Source organism: uncultured Paracoccus sp. (assembly GCF_937873615.1).
Lineage (GTDB): Bacteria > Pseudomonadota > Alphaproteobacteria > Rhodobacterales > Rhodobacteraceae > Paracoccus.
The window spans coordinates 42,816-67,558 of the sequence record NZ_CALMYP010000058.1 but is presented as its reverse complement, the minus strand read 5'-3'; the positions used below and the strand labels follow the sequence as shown (position 1 = coordinate 67,558).

26 protein-coding genes are annotated in these 24,743 nt (G+C 63.5%); 15 read left to right on the top strand and 11 right to left on the bottom strand.

Annotated elements, in window-relative coordinates:
• Positions 1–115 precede the first annotated feature (115 nt).
• Positions 116–898 (top strand): protein-disulfide reductase DsbD domain-containing protein, encoded by a 783-nt coding sequence (locus Q0330_RS14090; protein ID WP_299480628.1) that lies wholly within the window; start codon positions 116–118, stop codon positions 896–898.
• An 87-nt stretch (positions 899–985) separates the two neighbouring features.
• Here Q0330_RS14090 and Q0330_RS14085 read toward each other — a convergent pair whose 3' ends face one another.
• The 3 genes from Q0330_RS14085 to Q0330_RS14075 form a co-directional block, all read right to left on the bottom strand.
• The gene (locus tag Q0330_RS14085) at positions 986–2,296 is read right to left on the bottom strand and encodes a TRAP transporter large permease (RefSeq protein ID WP_299480626.1); all 1,311 of its coding nucleotides are present in this window, start codon (positions 2,294–2,296) and stop codon (positions 986–988) included.
• Positions 2,297–2,309: 13 nt separating this feature from the next.
• The gene (locus tag Q0330_RS14080; RefSeq protein WP_299480624.1) at positions 2,310–2,801 is read right to left on the bottom strand and encodes a TRAP transporter small permease; all 492 of its coding nucleotides are present in this window, start codon (positions 2,799–2,801) and stop codon (positions 2,310–2,312) included.
• A 61-nt stretch (positions 2,802–2,862) separates the two neighbouring features.
• Positions 2,863–3,990, bottom strand: coding sequence for a C4-dicarboxylate TRAP transporter substrate-binding protein (locus Q0330_RS14075; RefSeq protein WP_299480622.1), 1,128 nt, complete (start codon positions 3,988–3,990; stop codon positions 2,863–2,865).
• 152 nt (positions 3,991–4,142) lie between these two features.
• Here Q0330_RS14075 and Q0330_RS14070 point away from each other — a divergent pair, with 152 nt between their 5' ends.
• Complete coding sequence (locus Q0330_RS14070) at positions 4,143–4,787, top strand: TetR/AcrR family transcriptional regulator (RefSeq protein ID WP_299480619.1); 645 nt, start codon at positions 4,143–4,145, stop codon at positions 4,785–4,787.
• Between the two features lie 6 nt (positions 4,788–4,793).
• On the opposite strand, the gene Q0330_RS14065 is transcribed toward Q0330_RS14070, so the two are convergent.
• Entirely contained in the window at positions 4,794–6,029 is a 1,236-nt protein-coding gene (locus Q0330_RS14065; protein ID WP_299480616.1) for an amidohydrolase family protein, read from the bottom strand.
• A 197-nt stretch (positions 6,030–6,226) separates the two neighbouring features.
• Between Q0330_RS14065 and Q0330_RS14060 the strand changes: the two genes are divergently transcribed.
• From Q0330_RS14060 to Q0330_RS14045, 4 genes are read left to right on the top strand one after another with little or no spacing between them, the layout of a single operon-like run.
• The gene (locus Q0330_RS14060; protein WP_299480613.1) at positions 6,227–7,207 is read left to right on the top strand and encodes a TRAP transporter substrate-binding protein; all 981 of its coding nucleotides are present in this window, start codon (positions 6,227–6,229) and stop codon (positions 7,205–7,207) included.
• A 57-nt stretch (positions 7,208–7,264) separates the two neighbouring features.
• Entirely contained in the window at positions 7,265–7,786 is a 522-nt protein-coding gene (locus Q0330_RS14055) for a TRAP transporter small permease (protein WP_299480610.1), read from the top strand.
• Between the two features lie 13 nt (positions 7,787–7,799).
• Positions 7,800–9,110: a TRAP transporter large permease subunit gene (locus tag Q0330_RS14050; protein ID WP_299480607.1), complete on the top strand. Its 1,311-nt coding sequence runs from the start codon at positions 7,800–7,802 to the stop codon at positions 9,108–9,110.
• A 3-nt stretch (positions 9,111–9,113) separates the two neighbouring features.
• Positions 9,114–9,575: a GAF domain-containing protein gene (locus Q0330_RS14045; protein ID WP_299480604.1), complete on the top strand. Its 462-nt coding sequence runs from the start codon at positions 9,114–9,116 to the stop codon at positions 9,573–9,575.
• A gap of 81 nt (positions 9,576–9,656) precedes the next feature.
• Here the strand turns inward: Q0330_RS14045 and Q0330_RS14040 are convergent, their stop codons facing one another.
• From Q0330_RS14040 to Q0330_RS14015, 6 genes are all read right to left on the bottom strand, one after another.
• Positions 9,657–10,148: a winged helix-turn-helix transcriptional regulator gene (locus Q0330_RS14040; protein ID WP_299480599.1), complete on the bottom strand. Its 492-nt coding sequence runs from the start codon at positions 10,146–10,148 to the stop codon at positions 9,657–9,659.
• Between the two features lie 17 nt (positions 10,149–10,165).
• Positions 10,166–10,897 carry a haloacid dehalogenase type II gene (locus tag Q0330_RS14035; RefSeq protein ID WP_299480596.1) on the bottom strand — a complete coding sequence of 244 codons (732 nt, stop codon included), beginning with the start codon at positions 10,895–10,897 and terminating at the stop codon, positions 10,166–10,168.
• Positions 10,898–11,105: 208 nt separating this feature from the next.
• A complete protein-coding gene (locus Q0330_RS14030) occupies positions 11,106–11,867 on the bottom strand; it encodes an ABC transporter permease (protein WP_299480799.1) in 762 nt (253 codons plus the stop codon).
• Positions 11,867–12,805 (bottom strand): ABC transporter ATP-binding protein, encoded by a 939-nt coding sequence (locus tag Q0330_RS14025; protein ID WP_299480593.1) that lies wholly within the window; start codon positions 12,803–12,805, stop codon positions 11,867–11,869. Before Q0330_RS14025 ends, Q0330_RS14030 begins: the two co-directional genes overlap by 1 nt.
• A gap of 30 nt (positions 12,806–12,835) precedes the next feature.
• Positions 12,836–14,035: an MFS transporter gene (locus tag Q0330_RS14020; RefSeq protein ID WP_299480590.1), complete on the bottom strand. Its 1,200-nt coding sequence runs from the start codon at positions 14,033–14,035 to the stop codon at positions 12,836–12,838.
• 163 nt (positions 14,036–14,198) lie between these two features.
• Positions 14,199–15,467: a 4-aminobutyrate--2-oxoglutarate transaminase gene (locus Q0330_RS14015; protein WP_299480587.1), complete on the bottom strand. Its 1,269-nt coding sequence runs from the start codon at positions 15,465–15,467 to the stop codon at positions 14,199–14,201.
• Positions 15,468–15,586: 119 nt separating this feature from the next.
• Between Q0330_RS14015 and Q0330_RS14010 the strand changes: the two genes are divergently transcribed.
• Together Q0330_RS14010 and Q0330_RS14005 are read left to right on the top strand one after the other, a co-directional pair.
• The gene (locus Q0330_RS14010; RefSeq protein ID WP_299480583.1) at positions 15,587–16,309 is read left to right on the top strand and encodes a rhomboid family intramembrane serine protease; all 723 of its coding nucleotides are present in this window, start codon (positions 15,587–15,589) and stop codon (positions 16,307–16,309) included.
• The gene (locus Q0330_RS14005; RefSeq protein WP_299480579.1) at positions 16,306–16,689 is read left to right on the top strand and encodes a GFA family protein; all 384 of its coding nucleotides are present in this window, start codon (positions 16,306–16,308) and stop codon (positions 16,687–16,689) included. The genes Q0330_RS14010 and Q0330_RS14005 overlap by 4 nt, the downstream gene beginning before the upstream one ends.
• Positions 16,690–16,699: 10 nt before the next feature.
• On the opposite strand, the gene ubiG is transcribed toward Q0330_RS14005, so the two are convergent.
• On the bottom strand, positions 16,700–17,437 hold the full coding sequence (ubiG, locus tag Q0330_RS14000; protein WP_299480576.1) for a bifunctional 2-polyprenyl-6-hydroxyphenol methylase/3-demethylubiquinol 3-O-methyltransferase UbiG: 738 nt from the start codon (positions 17,435–17,437) through the stop codon (positions 16,700–16,702).
• A gap of 44 nt (positions 17,438–17,481) precedes the next feature.
• On the opposite strand from ubiG, the gene pip reads away from it, so the two are divergent.
• The 7 genes from pip (at position 17,482) to Q0330_RS13965 (ending at position 24,738) form a co-directional block, all read left to right on the top strand.
• Complete coding sequence (gene pip, locus Q0330_RS13995) at positions 17,482–18,438, top strand: prolyl aminopeptidase (RefSeq protein WP_299480573.1); 957 nt, start codon at positions 17,482–17,484, stop codon at positions 18,436–18,438.
• Positions 18,439–18,599: 161 nt separating this feature from the next.
• Complete coding sequence (gene rimP, locus Q0330_RS13990) at positions 18,600–19,214, top strand: ribosome maturation factor RimP (protein WP_299480570.1); 615 nt, start codon at positions 18,600–18,602, stop codon at positions 19,212–19,214.
• Between the two features lie 3 nt (positions 19,215–19,217).
• A complete protein-coding gene (nusA, locus tag Q0330_RS13985) occupies positions 19,218–20,903 on the top strand; it encodes a transcription termination factor NusA (protein ID WP_299480567.1) in 1,686 nt (561 codons plus the stop codon).
• An 18-nt stretch (positions 20,904–20,921) separates the two neighbouring features.
• Entirely contained in the window at positions 20,922–21,536 is a 615-nt protein-coding gene (locus Q0330_RS13980) for an RNA-binding protein (RefSeq protein WP_299480565.1), read from the top strand.
• Positions 21,537–21,543: 7 nt separating this feature from the next.
• Positions 21,544–24,087 carry a translation initiation factor IF-2 gene (gene infB, locus Q0330_RS13975; protein ID WP_299480562.1) on the top strand — a complete coding sequence of 848 codons (2,544 nt, stop codon included), beginning with the start codon at positions 21,544–21,546 and terminating at the stop codon, positions 24,085–24,087.
• Positions 24,088–24,179: 92 nt separating this feature from the next.
• Entirely contained in the window at positions 24,180–24,494 is a 315-nt protein-coding gene (locus Q0330_RS13970; RefSeq protein ID WP_299480559.1) for a type II toxin-antitoxin system prevent-host-death family antitoxin, read from the top strand.
• Entirely contained in the window at positions 24,472–24,738 is a 267-nt protein-coding gene (locus tag Q0330_RS13965; protein ID WP_299480556.1) for a Txe/YoeB family addiction module toxin, read from the top strand. The genes Q0330_RS13970 and Q0330_RS13965 overlap by 23 nt, the downstream gene beginning before the upstream one ends.
• The last annotated feature ends 5 nt before the right edge of the window (positions 24,739–24,743 follow it).

The following is a 24,743-nucleotide window of genomic DNA, read 5'->3' as shown; positions in this document are numbered from 1 at the left end:
ACGGGACCTCCTGCCGGCAAGGATCGGCGCTTCGCGCGAAATCGGCAAGGGGCTGTCGGATTTCCTGTCGAAAAGGTGATTTCAGGCCGCCCCGCCATAGGGCTAGATTGCCGGCATGAGACACCTGCTGCTCGCCACTTTTCTGGCAACCGTCCCCGCCCTTCCCGGCCTGGCCCAAGATCCGGCCCGAGACCTGCCCGATGGCCTGACCTCGGCCCGGATCCTGCCCGGCTGGACCGATGCCGATGGCCGGCGCGTGGCGGCGCTGGAACTGGTGCTGGAACCCGGCTGGAAGACCTATTGGCGCAGCCCCGGCGATGCCGGCCTGCCGCCCGAATTCGACTGGCAGGGCAGCAATATCGGCGCGGTCGAATTCCACTGGCCGGCCCCCGAGGTGATCGTCTCGGACGGGGTGCGCACGCTTGGCCATCACGACCGGCTGCTGCTGCCCTTCACGGTCACGCCCGAGGACGCCGGCAAGCCGATCGGCATCTCGGCCCATGTCAGCTTCGGGCTCTGCGAAAACATCTGCATCCCGGCCAGCCTCGATCTGGTCGCGCCGGCGGCGGCAGTCGACCCCGACCCGGTGATCGAGGCAGCGATGGCTGCGACCCCGCAGCGCTCCACCGAAAAGCCCGCCTGCGAAATGGGCGAGATCGAGGATGGCACCACGATCACGCTGAGCACACCAGAGCCGGGCGCCGAACTGGCGGTGGAATATCGCGGTGCCCCGGATATCTGGGTCTCGGCACCCGCTTTCAACGCTGACGGGACCGAAGTCACCGTCGATCTGGTCGCCCCCCATGGAAAGCCCTTCCCGGTCGACCCCGAGGCCGTTGTCATGACCGTCATGGGCCAGGGTGGCGCAACCGAATTCCACGGCTGCGCGGACGGCTAGACGCCTGGTCTTGGTGCCGAGTCAAGCATTCGCCCCAAGTGCCTCGTTCGGATAGTCATTGCGAGGTCACTTGATGAGACCAAGCACCTAGCCAAAGGCCAGTTGCGGCAGCCAGAGCGACAGGGCCGGGATCAGGATCAGCAGAAGAAGCGTCAGGAAATCCATGGCGATGAACCAGCCGACGCCGCGAAAGACCTCTGGCAGGGTGACAAGATTGCCGAGCGCGCTTTTGATCATGTAGACGTTCAGCCCGATAGGCGGTGTGACCAGTCCGATCTCCAGCAGCTTGACCACAATGATGCCGAACCAGATCGGGTTCATGCCAGCGGTTTCGATCAGCGGCAGGATCAGCGGCAGGGTCAGCAGCAGAAGCCCGATACTGTCGATCAGCATCCCCAGCACGACATAGATCACCGTCACCGCCAGCAGAATCCACCACGGTTCCGAACTGACCGAGAGGATCAGGTTCGAGAATGCCGTGGGCATGCCCGACAAAGCCAGGAAACGGGTGAAGAAAAGCGAGCCGATCAGGATCAGGAAGATCGAGGCCGTGGAAATGATGGCCTGCCGCACGGCCTCGAAGAAGGCGGCACGGGTCAGCTGACCACGGACGAATGCGATCAACCCGGCAATGAATGCGCCAAGCGCGCCGGCTTCGGTGGGCGAGAAAACGCCCGAGAAGATGCCGCCCAGGACCGAAAAGATCAGCACCGGCAGGGGCCAGATCTCGCGCAGGATGGTGCGGCGTTCCTCGGCGCCGACGGTGATGACGGCATGGCCGGCAAGGCTGGGCTTCAGCTTCACCCGCACCACGATCATCGCCATGTAGATCAGCGCCGAGACGATGCCCGGAATGAAGCCGGCCAGGAACAGCTGTCCGACCGAGACCTGGGCATAGACGCCGTAAAGGATCAGCAGGACCGAGGGCGGGATCAGCGAACCGAGCGTGCCCGAGGCAGCGATGGTCCCGGTGGCCAGCCCCTTGTCATAGCCGTTGCGCAGCATTTCCGGGACGGCGATGCGCGACATGGCCGAAGCGGTGGCGACCGAGGACCCGGCGGCGGCGGCAAAGAACGCACAGGCCCCGACCGAGGCGATGGCAAGCCCGCCCGGCAGTCGTGCCAGTGCCAGCCGAAGCGCCGCGAACAGCCCCCGTGTCATGTCGGTGGTCGAGCAGAGATAGCCCATCAGCAGGAACATCGGCGCCGCCGAAAGCTCCCACTGGCCGATATAGTCGAAGGGCGTGGCCGAGATCATGCCCCAGGCGACATTCATGCTGGTCATGGCGGCAATGCCGAGGACCGAGACCAGACCGAGCGCGAGGCCGATGGGCACCCGCAAGGCGATCAGGAACAGGGCGATGAAAATGCCGGCAGTGCCGATGGAGATATTGCTCATGCGACTGTTCCCCTTAAAGCGCGCGGCGTTCGGACATGGCGCGAATCAGGTTCGACAGCGCGGCAAGAAACAGACCGCCAAAGCCGATCGGCAAGGCCCAACGGGCTGGCCAGATGTAGAAGCGGAAATTGGCCATCGCCTCCTCGGCCGAGCGGGTGGCGCGCATGGCGTCGTGAAAGCTCTGCCAGCACAGCATTCCGAAGAACAGCATCCCCAGAAGGCAGGCGATGACATAGAGGCCAAGCTGGGCCGGCGGCGGCATCATCTGCGCGAACAGATCGACACGGATATGCTCGTTCTGCAACTCGACATAGCCCATCGGCAGCATGACCAGACAGACCATGTAATAGAAGGACACGATCTCCAGCGTGCCCTGAACGGCGACGCCCGAATTGCGCAGCGCCACGTCGACAGTGATATGCAGCATCATCAGGATGATGAAGATGCCGCTCAGCACCAGAAAGCCGCCATTCAGCAGTTTCACGGCGCGCTGAAATCCGTTCATGGCCCGGAACCTTCTTGCGGAACAGGAAGCGGCGCCGGGGTTCCGGCGCCGCAAAGGCAGATCAGTTCACGCCATAGGTGGCGGGATCGAGCGTGCCATAGATTTCCTTCATGGCAAGCGCGGTCAGGGCGTCCTCGTCATTGGTATCGACCTCGGCGAGCAGCGCATCCCATTTCGCCACGGTGGCCTGGAAATCGTCGATCAGCGCCTGGCCTTCGCCGCCCGTGGCGGCGTCGGCGGCAGCGATAGCGGCAGCGAGCGAGGTTTCGCGGAAGGCGGTGACCGAGGCCAGAAGATCCTCGCCCGGCTCGGCGACGGTATTGCCCTTCTCCTGCGCTTCGGTCAGCGCATCTTCGGCCCGCTGCGCGTAGTTGATGATCATCCGCGCCATCGAGCGCGCAGTCGCCTCCATCAGAACGCTGCGCTGTTCCACGCTCAGCCCGGTCCAGAAATCGGTGTTGTAACCCCATTCCGGCCCGGCCCAATACATGCCCGTCGGCAGCAGGGTGGTGTGTTTGGCAACCTCCCAAAGCGAGCGGTCGATCAGGTCGTTTGCCGCATTTGTCGCGCAATCGAGCGAGCCACGCTCCAACCCGGTATACATCTCAGACGAAGGCACATTGACCGGAACACCACCGGCTTCCTCGACCCACATCGAGACAGCAGAGCCGGCGGTGCGGATGCGCTTGCCCTTGAACTCGGCAAGGGTGGTGACGGGCGAGGTGCAGAACAGGATATAGGGCGGCGTTGTATAGGCGCCGAGATAGACGATCTTGTTATCCGTCCATTCCTTGAGTTGCGTCGGATTGTGCATCGAGAAATCCGTCGCCGCGAAGATCATCGCCTTCGGGTCGGAATAGTTGAAGCCCAGTTCCTGAACCGCATTGGCGACCGGCATTTCCGAGGGGATATAGACCGCCGAGATATTGGCAACCTGCACGACATTGTCCTGCGCGCCCTGCAGTGCCGCGCGCGGGGCCAGAAGCACGGTGCCGGTATAGACCTCGGGGGCAAGATCGCCGCCCGAGAGGTCCTTCACGATATCGGCCCATTCGACATAGCCGAATTTCGACAGCGGATGGCCGCCATCATAGAAGGAGTTGGCGATAAACTTGGTTTCGGCATTGGCGCTCGTGCCGGCCGCTGCCATCAAGACAAGCCCGGCAAGCGAGATAAGATTGCGGTTCATGTTCACTCCTGTCAGTTTCGGAAGACCGGTTTTCATGGCCGGTTCGGTTGTGATTATGGTAAAGTAGAAAACAAACGTGTCTGTATGTAAATGTTTTATTGCCGCCCACGGCAATTCTGCGCAAAACCGCCCATCGGCCGCAGGAGAGACGTATGACGGATGAACCGATGCTGAAGAACGCAGCAAAGCCCGCACGCCGCCGCACCCAGGCCGAGCGATCCAATGCGACCCGCACCGCCGTCTGCGAGGCGACATTGGATGCGCTGATCGAATACGGGTATGAGCGGATCTCGACCACGCTGATCGCCGAGAAGGCCAATGTCTCGCGCGGTGCGCTGACGCACCACTATCCGACGCGAAACGACCTTTTCCTGGCGGCATATCAGCATCTCGTCGATCAATGGGCTGAGATCTATCCGCTGGGTGACGATTATGGTGTGACCTCGATCAGCGTCACTGATCTGATTGAAGCGCTTTGGGACAATCTCTTCGCGACCAAACATTACATCGCGGCATTGGAGCTGATGCTGGCAGCGCGAATCGACAACGAGTTGGGCCGGTCGCTTCTGGTGATCATCTCCGACTGGATCGAGCGTCGCGATACCAAGGCAGTGGCGCTTCTGGGCAGCAGCGTCGAAAACGAAGAAGACCGGCTGTTCGTGCAGTTGATCCTGTCTGTGCTTCGCGGCATCGCGGTTCACCAGAGCTTTGACAAAGATCCGTCGGTCACCGATCGACTTCTGGAGATGTGGAAGGATATTGCGCGCCAGGTCGATGCGAAACGCCCGGCGCGCTGATCTGCCCTAAACGCCGGTCGACTGTTTCACGACCTTGCCGCCCTGAAGGATCAGCGACAGATGATCCCCACCCGAGGCGAGCAGGCCAAGATCGTCCAGCGGGTTGCCGTCCACCACCACCAGATCGGCATGGGCGCCCGGTGCGATCACGCCGATCTCGCCTTCCATCCGCAGGACCTTGGCGGCATCGACGGTGGCAGAGCGGATCACCGCATCTGCGGGTAGGTAGCGACCACGAATGGCGAATTCCTCGGACTGGTACTTGTGCAGCCCGCCCAGCAGGTCCGAGCCGTAACCGACCGTGGCCCCGGCCTTGTAGAGCTTTTCCAGCTTTTCCAGACCGGCTTCGCGGACATCCTCGATCTTGGCGACGGATTCCGGCGGCAGCCCGTATTTCGCCCCATCGCGAGCCAGCGCCTCATAGGCGATATTGGTTGGCACGATCACCTGCCCCTCTCGTGCGATGCGGGCAATGCTATCGTCGCTGATCAGGTTGCCGTGTTCGATGCATTCGACGCCACAATCCAGCGCCCGGACAATGGCGCGGTCGTCATAGAGATGAGCAGAGACATAGGTGCCGAAATTCTTCGCCACCATGACAGCGGCCCGGATCTCCTCTTCCGAAAAGACCAGATAGCCGATCGGGTCGGAGGGCGAGGAAACGCCGCCATCGGCCATGATCTTGATATATTGTGCGCCGCCTTTCAGTTCTTCGCGCGCGGCGCGCAGCACTTCGGGCACGCCGTCGCAGACCCGGCCAAGCGTGCCCAGCTTTTCCGCGTAATAGCTGACATCGCGATTGTGGAAGGGGCCGCGATAGTCGGTATGCCCGCCCGTCTGGCTGAGCGCCTTGCCGCAGATCACTAGGCGCGGCGCCTCGACCAGCTTTTCCTCGACCGCCATTTGCAGACCGCGCGTCGCCCCGCCCAGATCGCGAACGGTGGTGAAACCCCGCATCAGCATGTTGCGCATCAGCTGGGCCGAGCGTAGCGCGACCAGCGAATCAGGCAATTCAGCGTTCAAACCGAGATTCGCCGAGGTCGCGATGACATGAACATGGCAGTCGATCAGCCCCGGCATGACGATGCCGCCCTTCAGGTCCAGCTCTTCGTCCGCCGTAAGCTTGAGCCCCTTGCCGACTTCCGTGAAACGCCCGCTTTCAATATGGATATCAACGGGATCCGTGGCCTCGGGCGAGGTTCCGTCGACGATTCTGGCATTGCGGATGAGCATGGTAGTCATGGCGATTCGGGTCCTTTGCTTCTGACCGGCTGACGTAGAGAAAACTAATTCTTGATTTACGAACAGATCTGTATGTAACTTAAGAACAGCACAGTCTGGAAGTTCCGTAAAGTCTTTCCGTCGGTGCCGGCGCCGCAAAAATGAAAAACGGCAGCGCCAACGGCTTTCTGCCACGAAACGACAGGGAAACGATATTCATGACCAAGCTGACCTTCACCACAGCCGTTCTGGCCGTCATCGCCAGCGGCGCCATGGCCGAGAACTGGGATCTGTCCAACGAATACCCGCCGACCTCGCTGCAGGGCCAGACGGCAGACTTTTTCGCCAATGCCGTGGACGAGAAGACCGGCGGGTCCTTGACCATCACCGTGCATCACGGCGCGGCCCTGGGTTACAAGAGCGTCGACCAGTTCGATGCCGTCGGCGATGGGGCGCTGCAGGCGGCATCGTCCTCTTTCGTGTTCCTGGCGGGTTTCGATCCGGTCTTCCAGATCGGCTCGCTACCCTTCATCGCGTCGGACATGGCCGAAACGCGCAAGCTTTATGACATGTCGCGGCCTGCCTATGACGCGTTCTTTGAAAACGCAGACCAGATTCTGCTTCTCGCGACGCCCTGGCCGGCCTCGGGCCTGTGGGGCAACAAGGCCTTTACCTCGGCCGAGGACCTGAAGGAGGTCAAGGTTCGGACCTATGACGTCGGCTCGACCGAAACACTGCGCAATGCCGGTGCTTTCCCGGTGCAGATCGCCTGGTCCGATGTTCCGGCACAATTGTCGACCAATGCGATCAGCGCGGTTCTGACCTCGGCCAATGGTGGGGCGGGTGCGCAATTCTGGGAGTTGCAGTCGCATTTCACCGATGTGAACTATACCGCCGGACTTCAGGGCATCCATATCAACCGCGACGCTTTCGAGGCGCTGACCCCGGAAGAGCAGGCCGCCGTGCAGGAAGCCGCGACCGAGGCCGAGGCATTCGGCTGGCAACTGGCGGTCGATAGCCTGCAGGTCGATTACGAGAAGCTGCGCAGCAATGGCGTCACCGTGACGGAAGCGATCTCGCCCGAATTTGCCGATTTCCTGAAAGAGGCCGGTCGGCCCTTTGCGGAAAAATGGCTTGAAACCGCCAATGACGACCTGAAGGCGATTTATGACGCCTATGTCGCGGAAAGCGCGAACTGAACTGTCGCAGGCCGGGCGTTTGCGACGCCCGGCACCCCCATCCGAAGGCGGTTTCCGATGCCCCAGTTCTATGCACTCATTTTCGGCCTCTCACGCGTGGCCGCGGTTCTGGCTGCGGCAGCGCTGCTGTTCATGGTCGGGATCATTGCGCTTGAGATCGTGCTGAGAACGATCTTTTCCACATCGACTTTCGTCACCAGCGAATTCGTCGGCTACGCCATGATGATTTGCGTGATCTGGTCGCTTGGCTATGTGCTGGAGCACAGCCAGCTTATCCGGGTGAACGTGATCATGCAGCACCTGTCGCCCCGCGCCCAGGACCTGCTGACGGCGATTGCAGCTTTCGTGGTCTGCGCCGGTGTCTCCGGACTGGCCTGGCTTTACTGGGTGCGGACGGAACGCGCCTTCCAGCGCGGGACCGTGTCTTCCTCGATTGCCGCCGTTCCCACCTGGATCCCGGAAGGGATCATGATGGTCGGCATGGTGCTGTTCGCGATCCAGCTTCTGGCGCATGGGCTTCGGCACCTGACCGGCCACCCCTCCCCCGCGCATCACGATCCCAACGCGCTGACCGAATAGGCGGAGCCTTATCATGGATACCTTGTTTTCTGTCGGCGTCATCCTGGTGCTGCTTTTCGGGATGCTTGGCACCGGGGTCTGGGTCTTTGCCTCGATTGCGCTTGTGGCGGTCCTGTCGCTGTTCTTCCTGCAAGGGATGAGCCCGGCACGCATCGGCTCCATCGCATCCAGCATCATCTATCGCTACTCCTCGGGATGGGAACTGTCGGCGATCCCGATGTTCATCTGGATGGGCGAGATCATCTTCCGCACCGATATTTCCTCGCGGCTGTTCCGGGGGTTGTCGCCCTTCGTCGATTATATTCCCGGGCGGTTGCTTCATACCAATGTGCTGGGTTGCACGCTGTTCGCGGCGGTATCCGGGTCGTCGCCGGCGACGACGGCGACGGTTGGCAAGATCTCAATCGGAGAGTTGGACAAGCGTGGCTATGACCCTCGCGTCGCGCTCGGCTCCTTGGCCGGGGCGGGCAGTCTTGGGCTGTTGATTCCGCCGTCCATCGTGATGATCGTCTATGGCATCCTGGCCGAACAATCGGTCAGCCGACTTTTCGCTGCAGGCGTGCTGCCGGGGATCATGATCGCCGGCCTGTATTCGGCCTATATCATCCTGCGGGCGAAGCTGACGCCCGAGATCGCGCCCCATGACAAGCCCGATCACAAGCTTGCGGATTTCGGACGGGCGCTTGTCGACCTGCTGCCGCTGGGGGTGCTGATGGGGATCGTGCTCGGCTCGATCTATACCGGCATCGCCACGCCGTCCGAGGCTGCGGCCGTCGGCGTGCTCACCGCCATCGGCATTACGCTTGCGACACGGCAGTTTTCGTTCGGGCTGATGCGTGACACGCTGATGTCGGCGCTGAGAACCTCGACCATGGTCTGTTCCATCCTGATCACGGCGGCGCTGATGTCCACGGCGATGGGTTATCTGCATATTCCAGCCGATGTCGCCGCCGGGATCGGTGCCCTCGACCTGCCGCCCTGGGGTCTGCTGGTCGTGCTGTCGCTGTTCTATCTTGGGCTGGGCTTCTTCCTGGATGGCAATTCCATCGTGGTGATGAGCCTGCCCATCGCCCTGCCGCTGGCGGTGCAGGCTGGATTCGATCCGATCTGGTTCGGCGTCTATCTGGTGCTGATGGTCGAGATGGCGCAGGTCACACCCCCGGTCGGGTTCAACCTGTTCGTGCTGCAGGGCATTTCCGGGCGCTCCATCGGTTATGTCGCCAGGGCGGCCTTTCCCTTCTTCCTGCTCATGCTGGTGGGTGTGGTGCTCTTGGCACTGTTCCCCGGTATCGCGCTGTTCCTGCCAAACCTGCTTTACGGATAAGACATGACCGAGCTTGCCAATTGGATCGCCCGCGAGGTCGAGCCGGCGACATTCCAGATGGTCGAGGAAATCTGCCGCCGCAGCTTCGGTTTTCGCCTGTTGACGGTCCTGCGCCGCATCCCTGGCGAGACCCGGGACGTGCTGCGCGTCCACAGTTCCAACCCGACCGAATATCCGTGCAGCACCCGCAAACCGATGGAGCGGACGGCCTGGGCCAAGGTCGTTCTGGCCGGTGGCCAGGGCTGGTGGGGCGAGGGCGAGGCAGCAATCCGTTGGGCCTTTCCGGATGCCGATCTGATGCTGAAACTCGGCCTTGGCAGCTGCCTTTGTGCGCCGGTGCTGGCCGATGGACGAACCATTGCGGTGCTGTCACTGAACGGCGAGAAAGGGGCTTACCGGCCCGACGATCTCGCCCCGCTCGGCGCTATCGCGCAGCTTTTGAAGGCAGAGCTTTCAACCAAGTAAGCGGGCCGGGGGGCGAATTAGGGCAGTTCGCTGCCGATCCGCGTCCCGGGCCGTCGCATTGTTTCCCTGTGGCTGCCGCTGCTATCGGCGATCCAGCAGATCCTCGATCGGGACCGCGTTTCCGGTCACGACGGGCTTGATCGCGACATAGCTGAAATACTTGTCGATGCTGAGACCGCGCTCCAGCATATCTTCCATGATCGACTGGTATTGCATGATGTTGCGGGCGACGAACTTGACCAGATAGTCATAGCCGCCGCTGAGCAGGTGGCATTCCAGCACATTGCGATGCTTGCGGATCTCGGCCTCGAATTTCTGGAAATCCTTGGGTCCGTGGTCGCGCAGGGTGATTTCGGTGAAGACGATGATGTGGTCGGCCAGCTTGCGCAGGTTGATGATGGCGCGATAACTTTCGATATAGCCGGCCTGTTCCAGCCGTTTCAGCCTTTGCAGGCAAGGGCTGGTGGACAGCCCGACGGTCTCGGCCAGCTTGACATTGGTGATGTCGCCGTGGCGCTGGATGGTGGACAGGATATTGATGTCGATCCGGTCGAGCTTCGGCGCTGCTGCCATATCCTGTCCCCGTGCGGTCAGGCCGTTTCGGCCCGATGGGCCTCGACCATATCCGCCATGGAGTTGAAGCGGAAATCGTATTTCGGCATCTCGCCCGGATTCATCGTGGCGCCGAAGCCCTCCTTGTCATGGCGGCGATAGATCCAGCAATTCGCCAGCCCGTGCCGGTTCGCCGGCGCATGGTCGTGGAACATGCTTTCGGCGGTGTGCAGGATCTCGGACCTGTTGATCCCCTGCCGGGCCAGCGTTTCGATCATATAGTCGAAATTGCGGTCCGAGGGCTTGTAGCTGCCGATATCCTCGGCGGTATAGACGCCATCGAAATTCACCCCCAGCCGCGCATTCGAGCCCGAGAAGCTGAGATTGTCGGTATTGGTCAGCACCACCAGCTTGTAATGCTGCTTCAGGTAAGCCAGCGCCTCGGCGCTGTCGGGAAAGGCGGGCCATTGGCGGACAGACAGCCCGTAGGCCACGCATTCCTCCCAGGTCACGGCGGTGCCCCATTCCTCGGCCAGGCGACGATAGACCACAGGCAGAAGCTCGTAATACTTCTTCGCCGGGGTCCAGCGTTGGGTGGTGGATTCGTGATGGGCATGGGCCTCAAGGATCTGGTCGCGGGTCAGTTCGCGCCCCGTCTCGCGTGCGACGCGGTCGGTCAGCGGCTTCAATGCCGTGACCATGCCGCTTTCCCAGTCGATCAGCGTTCCATAGACATCGAAGGTCAGCGCCTTGTAATCGCTCAGTTTCATGTGTCAACCTTTCCGGTTCGGCAGGGTGTCGAATGTCGCCATCCGCTCGTTCGTCAATCACTCATCCTATGGAAGCCGGTTATCATCATCGGTCGAATATTGCGACAGATCAGCATTTTATGCTGTCCGCACAATGTCAGGCGGGATTTCGTGCTGCCCAGATCAATGCAGCTGCACGGTTGGTGCCCGTTCCTCGGTCAGGCGGCGCCTATTCGCGCAGCCGCCAGCCGGTCAGGAAAATCCAGCGGATCGTGAACATGCAGACCGCGATCATCAGCGCCACTGCGAAAAGCGACAGTCCCACCGGCACATCGGCCATGTCGAAGAAGGCCCAGCGGAAGCCCGAGATCAGATAAAGCACCGGATTCAGCTTGGCCACCGCCTCCCAGAAGGGGGGCAGCATCGAGGCCGAATAGAAGGCCCCGCCGAGGAAAACCAGTGGCGTGATGACCATCATCGGCACGATCTGAAGCTGTTCGAAATTCTTCGCCCAAAGCCCGATGATGAAGCCCAGAAGCGAAAACGCGAAGGCGGTCAGGAACAGGAAGGCCAGCATCCAGAACGGATGGGCGATATGCACGCCGACGAAGAAGAAGCTGGTGATCAGGATCAGGAAAGCGATCAGGATCGCTTTCGAGGCGGCGGCGCCGACAAATCCCACCGTCACCTCGATCCAGCCGGCGGGGGCGACAAGATATTCGTAGATCGTGCCCGAGAATTTCGGGAAATAGATGCCGAAAGACCCGTTCGAGACCGATTGCTGCAACACCGTCAGCATCATCAGGCCGGGCACGATGAAAGCACCGTAGGAAATACCTTCGACCGACTGGATGCGCCCGCCGATGGCGGCGCCGAAGACGACGAAATACAGAACCGTGGACAGCACCGGCGAGGCGATGGACTGCCAGATGGTGCGGAAAAAGCGGCTCATCTCGTGGTGGAAGATGGCCCGGATCGCGCCGGTATTGATCATGCCGCGCCCTCCTCTTCATTGCTGACGAGCGACATGAAGACCTCTTCCAGGCTGGATTGCTTGGTCGACACGTCGCGCACCGCGATGCCCAGCCGGGCAAGCTCGGCCAGAAGATGGGCGATGCCGGTCCGGTCGGAACGGGTGTCGTAATCGTAACCCAGCCGCAGCCCGTCCTCGGACAGGGTAATGCCGCGTTCGGACAGTTCGGGCGGGCAGATGGCCATGCGCTCGGACAGCTCGACGGTCAGGTGCTTCTTGCCGAATTCGCCCATCAGCTCGGCCGTGGGTTTCATCAGCAGCAGCTTGCCGCGATTGATGACGCCGATGCGGTCGGCCATTTCCTCGGCTTCCTCAAGATAATGGGTGGTCAGGATGATGGTCACCCCGTCGCGGCGCAGCTGATCGACGACCTGCCACATCTCGCGGCGCAGCGCCACGTCGACGCCGGCGGTGGGCTCGTCCAGGAACAGCACCTGCGGATTGTGCGACAGCGCCTTGGCGATCAGCACCCGGCGCTTCATGCCGCCGGAAAGCGCGCGCGTCTGCGCATCGCGCTTGTCCCAGAGCGAGAGGCTACGCAGCACCTTTTCCAGATAGGCATCGTCGGGCGGGGCGCCGTAAAGGCCACGGGTGAAACGGGCACAGTTCATCACCGTCTCGAAAGGTTCCAGCGTGATTTCCTGCGGCACCAGCCCGATCAGCTTGCGCGCCGCGCGCCAGTCGCTGCGGATGTCATGCCCGCCGACACGCACGGTGCCGCCGGTCGGCACCACCAGCCCGCAGACGATCGAGATCATCGTCGTCTTGCCGGCCCCGTTCGGCCCCAGAAGGGCCACGATCTCGCCCTCGTCGATGGACAGCGAGACATCGTCCAGCGCCTTCGGACCGTCGGCATATTGCTTGCTGAGGTGATCGACCTCGATAATGGCGGCCATGGTTTCGTCCTTCCTGTTCGGCGGCGAAAGCTAATGCGCGCGGCCGGGCCTGTCCATCGGGACCGGGCGACGCCGGACCACAAGGGCCAGAAGCAGCGCCAGCACGATGCAGCCGACCGCCGCGATGCGGAACGTCCCCTGATAGCCGTAGCTGGCCACCAGCGGCGTGCTGACGATGGGCGACAGGAACTGGCCGAGGAAGAAGGCCGAGGTCACGAAGCCCGAGACCAGCCCGCGCCGATGCGCCGGCGTCGCGTTCAGCGCGGTGATGACAAAGGTCGGCACGCAAAGCCCAAGGCCGGCCCCGATCAGCGCCGTGCCCAGCATCGCCATGACCAGCGTTTGCCCGGTGGCCAGGGCGGAAAAGCCCGCCGCCAGCAGCATGTAACCCGAAACCGGCGTGCCGATCCGACCCAGCCAGGGCCGGATCCAGCCCGACAACACCGCCATCAGCGCGGCCGAGAACATCATCGCGCCCATCACCTCGCCGGCATAATGCGGATCGGTCAACCCGATCTCGGTCAGGTGATAGGGCACCTGCGTCGGGACCGAGTAGAAGATGACGAAGGTCAGCGCCGCCGCCGTCGCCATGATGGCCACGGTAATCGGCCAGCCCGTTTCCCCCGGATCGGCGGTTCTGGCGCCGGGGGCGCTGTAATCGATGCGCGGCGGCTCCGGCAGGATGCGCCACAGGATTGGAAGCAGCGCCAGCGAGAAGGCATAGATCAGGAAGGGCAGCTTCGGATCGCGCTGCGCCAGAAAGCCCGCCGTCATGACGAAGACCAGCCCGCCCATGTTCACCGCTGCCAGCTGGTAACCCATCAGCCGGCCCCGCTCTGGCCCGGTGAAATAGTCGCCGATCAGCGCCGCCTGCGCGGTCATGATCGCGGCCACACCGATGCCCAGGACAACGCGGCTGGCCAAAATCGCCTCCAACGAGTTCAGATAAAGACCCGCCGTGCCGGCCAGCGCATAGATGACCATCCCGGTGAACAGCGGCTTGCGGCGCCCCAGCCGGTCGGTCAGCACACCGGCGAATGGCGCGATGATGGCCACCGCCAGCGAGGGCGCGGTGATCAGCAGCCGGGTCAGAAGCTCGGCCCGGGGGTTGTCCGAAAACATCTGCTGCAGGCCGGGCAAAGCCGGGGTGATCGTCGCGTTCGACATGATCGTCAGCATTGCCGCAAGCATCACGCCCCACGCACGCGGGTCGAGCAGGATCCGGTCCATGATATCGCCTTCTGATCAGACAGGACCGCGCATGACGCAACCGAAACGTGGCCACAAATTGCCGACGGTCCCTGAAAAGGATGCGGCGGCCTGATTGGCCGCCGTGCCTCTTATGTCGGTCATATGTCCGCCCGCGTCAAGGTGCCGCGCCGGTCGCGGAGCCTCAGCCCCGCGCCGCCTTGACGCTGTCTTCGAGGATATCCAGCGCCTCGCCGAAGACCTCGTACGGGATGGTCAGCGGTGCGAGAAAGCGGATGACATTGCCGTAAACCCCGCAGGTCAGCAGGATGAGGTTGCGCTTCAGCGCCTCCTCGCGGACGCGGTTGGCCATTTCGGGGTTGGGCCGGTCGCTGCCGGCGATATTGAACTCGACCGCGTTCATGAAACCCGGGCCGCGAATATCGACGATCTCGGGCACCTGATCGCGCAGGCCGGACAGGCGCTGTTTCAGCCGCTGGCCCAGCCGCTCGGCCCGGTCGCAGAGCTGTTCTTCCTCGATCACGTCCAGCACGGCATGGGCGGCGGCCACGCCAAGCGGATTACCGGCATAGGTGCCGCCCAACCCACCGGGGCCGGGGCTGTCCATGACCTCGGCCCGGCCGGTGACAGCGGAAATCGGCAGGCCGCCGCCCAGACCCTTGGCCATGGTGGTGATATCGGCGGCGACACCGGAATGCTCCATCGCGAACAGCTTGCCGGTGCGGGCAAAGCCGGTCTGGACCTCGTCGGCGATCAGCAGGATGGAATGGGCGTCGCAGATCTCGCGCAGCTTCTTCAGGAAACTGGCCGGGGCCTCGTAGAAGCCGCCCTCGCCCTGCACCGGTTCGATGATGATGGCGGCAATGCGCTCCGGCTCCAGATCGGCCTTGAACAGCCGGTCGAGGCCTGCCAGCGCCTCTGCCTCGCTCACGCCATGCAGCGGATTGGGGAAGGGCAGATGCCAGACATCGTTCATCATCGGCCCGAAACCGGCCTTGTAGGGCTGGACCTTGCCGGTCAGCGCCATGCCCATGAAGGTGCGCCCGTGAAAGCCGCCGGCAAAGGCCACGACGGCGGGGCGGCCGGTATAATGGCGGGCGATCTTGATCGCATTCTCGACCGCCTCGGCGCCGGTGGTGGCGAAGATGGTCTTCTTCGGTCCCTTGCCGGGCACCAGGGCGTTCAGGCGTTCGGCCAGTTCGACATAGTTTTCGTAAGGCACGACCTGATGGCAGGTATGGGTGAAGCGGTCCAGCTGGTCCTTCACCGCCGCCATCACCTTCGGATGGCGATGGCCGGTATTGACCACGGCAATGCCGGCGGCGAAGTCGATATAGCGGTTGCCGTCCTTGTCCCAGATCTCGGCATTCTCGGCCCGGTCGGCATAGATCTGGGTGGTCATGCCCACCCCGCGCGAAATGGCGGCATTCTTGCGGTCGGTCAGCGTGGACATGGCATCCTCTCGATTCTGTCGCGCGATCCTAGCGCCGCCGGATCGGCCCGGACAAGGGCCATGCTTGCACGCAGGGCCATGCTCGGGCATCGTCGCGGGACCAGTTGCACAGGACCGCCATGTTTCCGATCCGAGATCACAACCCGTCCGAGCGGACGCCCTATGTCACCACCGGGCTGATCTTCCTCAATGTGGTGATGTTCCTGCTGACCATGCCCTGGGCGCTTGGGATGACCGGCCTCTGGGACCGGCTGGCGCTTTATCCGGTCGCGGTCGTGCACGGACAATATCTGTGGGGGCTGATCACCCATATGTTCCTTCATGCCGGGCTCATGCATATCGCCGGCAATATGCTGTTCCTGTGGATCTTCGGCGACAATCTGGAGGATCAGATGGGACATCTGGGCTTCCTGGTCTTCTATCTGGCCTGCGGGCTGGCGGCGGCGGGCGCGCAGATCGCCGTCAACCCGTCCGAGGGGGTGCCCATGGTCGGCGCCTCGGGCGCCATCGCCGGGGTGATGGGCGGCTATCTGCTGCTGTTCCCGAAAGCGCGGGTCGATGTGCTGGCGATCATCATCGTTATCATCAAGATCTTCACCATCCCGGCCTGGGTCATGCTGGGGGTCTGGTTCGTCCTGCAGCTTTTCGGGGGCTTTTCGCTGATGGGCGGGGACGGCGTCGCTTATTGGGCCCATGCCGGCGGTTTCGTCGCCGGGGTCGTGCTTGCCCTGCCCCTGTTCTTCCGGCGCGGCGGCACGGTGTTCTGGGATCGCACCCATGGCCACCCGCCACACCCGCCGATCGACTATCACCGCTCGCGCATACCGGAGGTCCGTCGATGAGCCTGCCCGAGATCCAGAGCCCGCACCGCCTGACCTGCCATTGCGGCGCGGTCGAGCTGGCCGTCACCCTGTCCGACGGGCTGAACAGCAAGCGCCGCTGCGACTGTTCCTTCTGCCGCCGCCGGGGCGCGGTCGCGGTCAGCGCCCGCTTGGACGGCATCCGCATCGTCCGGGGCGAGGATGCGCTCAGCCTCTATCAGTTCAACACCGGATCGGCGAAACACTACTTCTGCCGGCATTGCGGCATCTATACCCATCACCAGCGGCGTTCGAACCCGAACGAATACGGCGTCAATGCCGGCGCGCTGGAAGGTGTGAACCCCCGCGATCTCGACCCGGTGCCCTGGAACGACGGGGTCAACCACCCCTCGGATCGCTGACCCGCGCCTGTCAGCCGGCCCGCAACCCGGTCATGGCGTAATTCACCGACAGGTCGCGATCCGACAGCGACCAGCCCCAGCTTATCGGGTTGAAGACCATGCCGCGCCGGTCGGCGACGCGCAGCCCGGCTTTCTGCATCATCTCGGCAAGCTCGTCCGGGGTGACAAAGCGCTGCCACTCATGCGTGCCCCTGGGCAGCCAGCGCATCACCCATTCCGCCCCGATGATCGCCGCGCCATAGCTGCGCAGCGTCCGGTTCAGCGTCGACATGACCAGCACGCCGCCCGGACGCAGCAGATCGTGGCAACTGGCGACGAAGCCGGGCGGATCGGCGACATGCTCGACGATCTCCATCGCCAGCACCGCGTCGAAGCTTTCGCCCGCCGCCAGCAGGGCCTCGGCGGTTTCGGCGCGATAGTCGATCTGAAGCCCGACCTGATCGGCGTGAATGCGGGCCACCTCGATATTCTTCGCCGCCGCATCGGCACCGACCACCTGCGCCCCCAGCCGCGCCATCGGTTCGGACAGCAGGCCGCCGCCGCAGCCGATATCCAGCAGCCGCAGCCCCTCAAACGGGAGGGGCGCCTTCAGGTCGCGGCCGAATTCGGCGGCGATCTGCGTGGTGATATATCCCAGCCGGACCGGGTTCATCATGTGCAGCGGCTTGAACTTGCCCTTCGGATCCCACCATTCGGCGGCCATGGCCTCGAACTTGGCGATCTCGGACGGGTCTCTGCTGTCAGTCATGGTCGGTCCTTTCGCGTCCCTTCGGCGGGGTATATAGGGAAAACATGGATCGCACGTCAGGGCAAATCGGCGCAGCGCGCCTTTATCCCCATCTCGAACCCTTCGATCGCCGCAGGATCGAGGTCGGCGACGGCCATGTGCTTTACGTTGAGCAATCCGGCAATCCCGAGGGCCAGCCGGTCATTGTGCTGCATGGCGGCCCCGGCGGCGGTTGCAGCCCGTTCATGCGCCGCTTCTTCGACCCGGCGCATTACCGTGCCATCCTGTTCGATCAGCGCGGCTGCGGGCTGTCCACGCCCCATGCCAGCGTCGAGGCGAACACCACCCCCCATCTCGTCGCCGATATCGAGGCGATCCGGCAGGCGCTCGGCATCGGGCAATGGGCGCTGTTCGGCGGCAGCTGGGGCGCGACACTGGCGCTTGCCTATGCCGAGGCCCATCCGCAGGCGGTGACGGCGCTGATCCTGCGCGGGGTCTTTCTTGGAACCCAGGCCGAACTGGACTGGTTCTATGGCGGCGGCGCGGGGCGGTTCTGGCCCGAACGCTGGCAGGATTTCTGCGCCCCCATCCCCGAGGAGGAGCGGGGCGACATGATCGCCGCCTATCACCGGCGCCTGTTTTCGGGCGACGAGGCCGAGGAGCAGCGCTTCGCCCGCCACTGGATCATGTGGGAAAACGGGCTGGCCGGCATGGATATCGCCAATCCCGGCGCGGCCTCGCCCGCCTATGCCCGCGCCTTCGCCCGGCTGGAGAACCATTATTTCCGCAATCGCTGCTTTCTGGACGAGGGCCAGCTTCTGCGCGACCGCGCCCGGATCGAACATATCCCCTGCCAGATCGTCCAGGGCCGCTATGACATGGTCTGCCCGCCGATCAGCGCCTGGACAGTGGCGCAAGACTGGCAGAATTGCCGGCTGCGCATGGTCCCGGCCTCGGGCCATGCATTGAGCGAGCCGCGCATCGCCGCCGAGCTGGTCGAGGTCATGAACGACATGCGCTGAGCCCCCGCGCCATAGCGGCCTTCGGACGCGCAACGTGCAGGCTTGTAACGGGCGCCGATTCCCTCTATATCACGCTCAACAGCGGTGCAGGCCTCCACCCCCTGCGCCACCGAACGCACAACGGGCCGCTGCGGGCCCGTTTTTCATTTCCGGGGATGCTCATGTCGAACGACCTGATCGCCAAGACCGCCATCGACCGCCGCCTGGCGGAAATCATCACCCCTGTCATCGAGGATATGGGGTTCGAACTGGTGCGTGTCCGGCTTCAGGGCGGCAAGACCGCAACCCTGCAGATCATGGCCGACCGGCCCGATGGCGGCATCAATGTCGATGACTGCGCCGAGATCTCGACCATGGTCAGCGCCACGCTGGATGTGGAAGATCCCATTGAAGACAAATACAATCTTGAGGTCTCCTCGCCCGGGATCGACCGGCCGCTGACCCGGCTGAAGGATTTCGCGACCTATGAAGGCTATGACGCCAAGCTGGAAACCGACCAGCAGATCGACGGCCGCAAGCGCTTTACCGGCGTGCTGGCCGGGGTCGAGGGCGAGGATGTCCTGATCAATATCGAGGTCGGGGGCGAGACCCAGACCATCGGGCTGAATTTCGACTGGCTGGCCGATGCCAAGCTGATGCTGACCGACGAACTCATCGCCGAGATGCTGCGCCAGAAGAAGGAAGCCGGGGTCGAGATCGACAATCTCGACGAATCGATTTTCGACGAAGTGCAAACCGAAGACGGCGACGAGGACGACGCCGCAACGAAGGAGTAAGTGATGGCAATCACCTCTGCCAACCAGCTTGAGCTGCTGCAAACCGCCGAGGCCGTGGCCCGCGAGAAGATGATCGAGCCCGAACTGGTCATCGAAGCGATGGAAGACAGCCTCGCCCGCGCCGCCAAGTCGCGCTATGGGGCCGAGATGGACATCCGCGTGTCCATCGACCGCAAGACCGGCAATGCCACCTTTACCCGCGTGCGCACCGTCGTCGACGAGGAGGTGCTGGAAAACTATCAGGCCGAGTTCACCGCCGAACAGGCCAAGCCCTATTTCGAAAAGCAGCGCGACCCGGCCAATGCCTGGATCCGCGAAGGTGCCGTGGTCGAGGATTTCGCCGGCGGCCCGCAGATCGGCGATGTCTTCCAGGAACAGGTGCCGCCGGTCGAACTGGGCCGGATCGCCGCGCAATCGGCCAAGCAGGTCATCCTGCAGCGCGTCCGCGAGGCCGAGCGCGACCGCCAGTATGACGAATTCAAGGACCGCGCCGGCACCATCATCAACGGCATCGTCAAGCGCGAGGAATACGGCAATATCATCGTCGATGTCGGCCGTGGCGAAGCCATCCTGCGCCGCAACGAGAAGATCGGCCGCGAAAGCTATCGCCCGAACGACCGCATCCGCGCCTATGTCAAGGATGTCCGCCGCGAGACCCGCGGCCCGCAGATCTTCCTGTCGCGCACCGATCCGCAATTCATGGCGGAACTGTTCAAGATGGAAGTGCCGGAAATCTATGACGGCGTGATCGAGATCAAGGCCGTGGCCCGCGACCCGGGCAGCCGCGCCAAGATCGCCGTGATCTCCTATGATGGCAGCATCGACCCGGTCGGCGCCTGCGTCGGTATGCGCGGCTCTCGTGTGCAGGCCGTGGTCGGCGAGTTGCAGGGCGAGAAAATCGACATCATCCCGTGGTCCGAAGATCAGGCCACCTTCCTGGTGAACGCGCTGCAACCGGCCGAGGTCTCGAAGGTCGTCGTCGACGAGGACGCGCCCCGGATCGAGGTCGTGGTGCCGGAAGAACAGCTGTCGCTGGCCATCGGCCGTCGCGGCCAGAACGTGCGTCTGGCCAGCCAGCTGACCGGGCTCGATATCGACATCCTCACCGAGGAAGAGGAATCGAAGCGCCGTCAGGCCGAGTTCAACGCCCGCACTCAACTGTTCATGGACAAGCTGGATCTGGACGAGTTCTTCGCCCAGCTTCTGGTCGCCGAAGGCTTCACCAATCTGGAAGAGGTCGCCTATGTCGATCAGGACGAGCTTCTGTCCATCGACGGCGTGGACGAAGGCACCGCCGACGAATTGCAGGCCCGTGCCCGCGACGTGATCGAAGCCGCCAACAAGGCGGCGCTGGAAAATGCCCGCGCGCTCGGTGCCGAGGACAGCCTCATTGAATTCGAAGGCCTCACCCCCCAGATGGTCGAAGCCCTGGCGAATGACGGCGTGAAGACGCTGGAAGACTTCGCCACCTGCGCCGACTGGGAACTGGCCGGCGGCTGGACCACGGTCGACGGGCAGCGGGTCAAGGATGACGGCCTGCTGGAGCCTTTCGGCATCAGCCTTGAAGATGCGCAGGACATGGTGATGACCGCACGGGTCATGCTGGGCTGGGTCGACCCGACCGAGCTTGAACAGCCCGAGGACGAAGCCGGCGAAGAAGATGCCGAAACCGAGGAGGCCGGGGCCTGATGCCCCGGATCCGGTGGCATGACGCGAGGCGGGCGCGATAAGACGGACGAGGGCACGGAACGCCGTTGCCTGGTCACCGGCGAGGTGCAACCGAAGGCGGGGCTGATCCGCTTCGTGTTGGGCCCCGACGGCATGGTCGTGCCCGATCTGGCCGAAAAGCTGCCGGGTCGCGGTTTCTGGCTGACGGCGGATCGTACGGTGATCGAAAAGGCCGTGGCCAAGGGCGCCTTCTCGCGCGGGGCCAAGGCACAGGCGACCCCGCCCGAGGGGCTGATCGAGCTGATCGAGACGGGACTTGCAAGACGCGTGATCGAGCTGGTCTCGCTGGGGCGCAAATCCGGCGTAGCGGTCGCCGGGTTTGAAAAGGTGAAGGACTGGCTTGCGGCCGGTCGGGTGAAGGTGCTGCTGCAGGCGTCGGACGGGTCCGAACGCGGCAAAGGCAAGCTCTGGACACCGGAAGGGGCACGCTGGTTCGGCTGTCTCACCGCATCAGAATTGGGTTTGGCTTTCGGACGCGATCATGTCATACACAGCGCGCTTTCGAAGGGCGGACTCGCAGACAAGGTTATCCGGGACGCTGGCAGGCTGAATGGCCTGCGAGGGCAATCGGCCATCCGGGCCGGGAAGGAATAAGACGCAGATGAGCGATACAGACGGCAAGAAACCTCTCGGCCTCGGCGGCAACCGCCCGGGTCAGGTGAAACAGAGCTTCAGCCACGGCCGCACCAAGAGCGTGGTGGTGGAAACCAAGCGCAAGCGTGTCGTCGTGCCCAAGCCGGGCGCGACGGGCGACAAGCCGCGCCCCACGGTCACGCCGGAAAACGCGGCGCGCGCCGTCGCCTCCTCGTCCAAGCGCCCGGCGGGTATCTCGGATGCGGAAATGGAGCGTCGTCTCAAGGCCTTGGCCGCTGCGAAAGCGCGTGAGGCCGAGGAAGCCGAAGCCCGCGCCGCCGAGGAAAAGGCCCGCGAGGAAGAACGCGAACGCCGCCGGGCCGAGATCGAGGCCAAGGAGCGCGAGGACCGCGAGCGCGAGGAAGCGCTGAAGGCCAAGGAAGAAGAGGACGCCCGCAAGGCCGAAGAGGCCAGGCTGCGCGCCCAGAAGAAGGAAGAGGTGCGCAAGCCCGCCGCCAAGGAAGCGGGTCCGGTCGATGCCGCCGCCGCCCAGGCCGCCGCTGCGCGCGCCGAGACCAAAGGCGTCGCGGCACGCCCCTCTCGCCCCGATCGCGAGCAACGCGGCGCGCGCACCGAGGACCGTGATTCGCGCAACAAGGCCGGCGACCGCGACGGTCGGCGCACTGGCAAGCTGTCGGTGACCGCCGCACTTGCCGGCGAAGGCGGCCGGCAGCGCAGTCTCGCAGCCATGAAGCGCAAGCAGGAACGCGCCAAGCAGAAGGCGATGGGCCAGTCGACCCGCGCCGAGAAGCAGGTGCGCGACGTGCAGCTGCCCGAAGCCATCGTGGTCAGCGAACTCGCCAACCGCATGGCCGAGCGCGCCGCCGATGTGGTCAAGGCGCTGATGAAGATGGGCATGATGGTCACCATGAACCAGTCCATCGACGCCGATACCGCCGAGCTGGTGATCGAGGAATTCGGCCACCGCGCGGTTCGCGTCTCGGATGCCGATGTGGAACAGGTCATTGACCAGGTCGAGGACAAGCCCGAAGACCTGCAGTCGCGCCCGCCGATCATCACCATCATGGGCCATGTCGACCACGGCAAGACCTCGCTTCTGGACGCGATCCGTCATGCCAACGTGGTCTCGGGCGAGGCCGGCGGCATCACCCAGCATATCGGCGCCTATCAGGTGACCACCGATAGCGGCGCGGTGCTGAGCTTCCTCGACACGCCCGGCCACGCGGCCTTCACCTCGATGCGCGCGCGCGGTGCCAATGTGACGGATATCGTCGTGCTGGTCGTCGCCGCCGATGACGCGGTCATGCCGCAGACCATCGAGGCGATCAACCACGCCAAGGCCGCCAAGGTGCCGATGATCGTGGCGATCAACAAGATCGACAAGCCCGATGCCGACCCGCATAAGGTGCGCACCGCGCTTCTGCAGCACGAGGTCATCGTCGAGGAAATGTCCGGCGACGTGCAGGATGTCGAAGTTTCGGCCAAGACCGGCCAGGGGCTCGACAACCTTCTGGAAGCCATCGCGCTGCAGGCCGAGATCCTCGAACTCAAGGCCAATCCCGGCCGCGCCGCGCAAGGTGCGGTGATCGAGGCCAAGCTGGATGTCGGGCGCGGCCCGGTCGCCACCGTGCTGGTCCAGAACGGCACCCTGCGCCGCGGCGATATCTTCGTCGTCGGCGAGCAATGGGGCAAGGTCCGCGCACTGATCAACGATCAGGGCGAGCGCGTCGAGGAGGCCGGTCCCTCGGTCCCGGTCGAGGTACTGGGCCTGAACGGCACACCCGAAGCCGGCGACGTTCTGAACGTCGTCGAGACCGAGGCCCAGGCCCGCGAGATCGCCGATTACCGCGAGCAGGCGGCCAAGGACAAACGCGCCGCCGCCGGTGCCGCGATCACGCTGGATCAGCTGATGGCCAAGGCCAAGGCCGATGAAAGCGTGGCCGAACTGCCGGTGGTGCTGAAGGCCGATGTGCAGGGCTCTGCCGAGGCCATCGTTCAGGCGCTGGAAAAGGTCGGCAATGACGAGGTCCGCGTCCGCGTGCTGCATTACGGTGTTGGCGCCATCACCGAAAGCGATATCGGCCTGGCCGAAGCCTCGGGCGCGCCGGTCATCGGTTTCAACGTCCGTGCCAACGCCCCGGCCCGCAACGCCGCCAACCAGAAAGGTGTCGAGATCCGCTATTACTCGATCATCTATGACCTGGTCGATGACATCAAAGCCGCCGCCTCGGGCCTTCTGTCCGCCGAAGTCCGCGAAAACTTCATCGGCTATGCCGAGATCCGCGAGGTCTTCAAGGTCACCGGCGTCGGCAAGGTCGCCGGCTGTCTGGTCACCGAAGGCGTGGCACGTCGTTCCGCCGGCGTCCGCCTGCTGCGCGACAACGTGGTGATCCACGAGGGCACGCTGAAGACGCTGAAGCGCTTCAAGGACGAGGTGAAAGAGGTCCAGTCGGGCCAGGAATGCGGCATGGCCTTCGAGAATTACGACGACATCCGCCCCGGCGATGTCATCGAGATCTTCGAACGCGAAGAGGTCGAACGGACGCTGTAAGCGACGTTTCGGACCGTAATCAGGAAGGCCCGCCGCGATCGGCGGGCCTTTTTCATGGTGCGCGCTTGATTTGTACAGAATTTTGTACCATATTGGCGCGGTATCGTCTCGATACGGGCGAAAAAGCGGCCAATCCCATGGACATTCTGACCTATACCGACGCGCGCAAGCACCTGAAGGACGTGATGGATCACGCCATCCACAACAAGACCGAAACCGTCATCACCCGCCCCGGCAAGGAAGCGGTGGTGGTCGTCGGCAAGGAAGAATGGGATGCGATTCAGGAAACGCTCTATCTTCTGACCTCGCCGGCCAATGCGAGCCGTTTGCGGGAATCCGTTGCCCAATTGAACAGCGGGCACGGGACCGAGCGGGTTCTGGACGATGAAGCTGATATTCTCGGATAATGCCTGGCAGGATTATCACCACTGGCGCAACAGCGACAGCAAGGTGTTCGAAAGGCTGAACGAGTTGATCAGGGCAGCGATGCGCACCCCTTTCAGGGGCACCGGAAAGCCCGAGCCGCTGAAAGGCGATCTGAGCGGTTGGTGGTCACGCAGGATCACACAACGCGACCGGCTGGTGTATCGGGTATCCGGCAGCGGACGGGATCAGGCGCTGGAGATCGCTCAGTGTCGCTATCACTATTAGCGCGC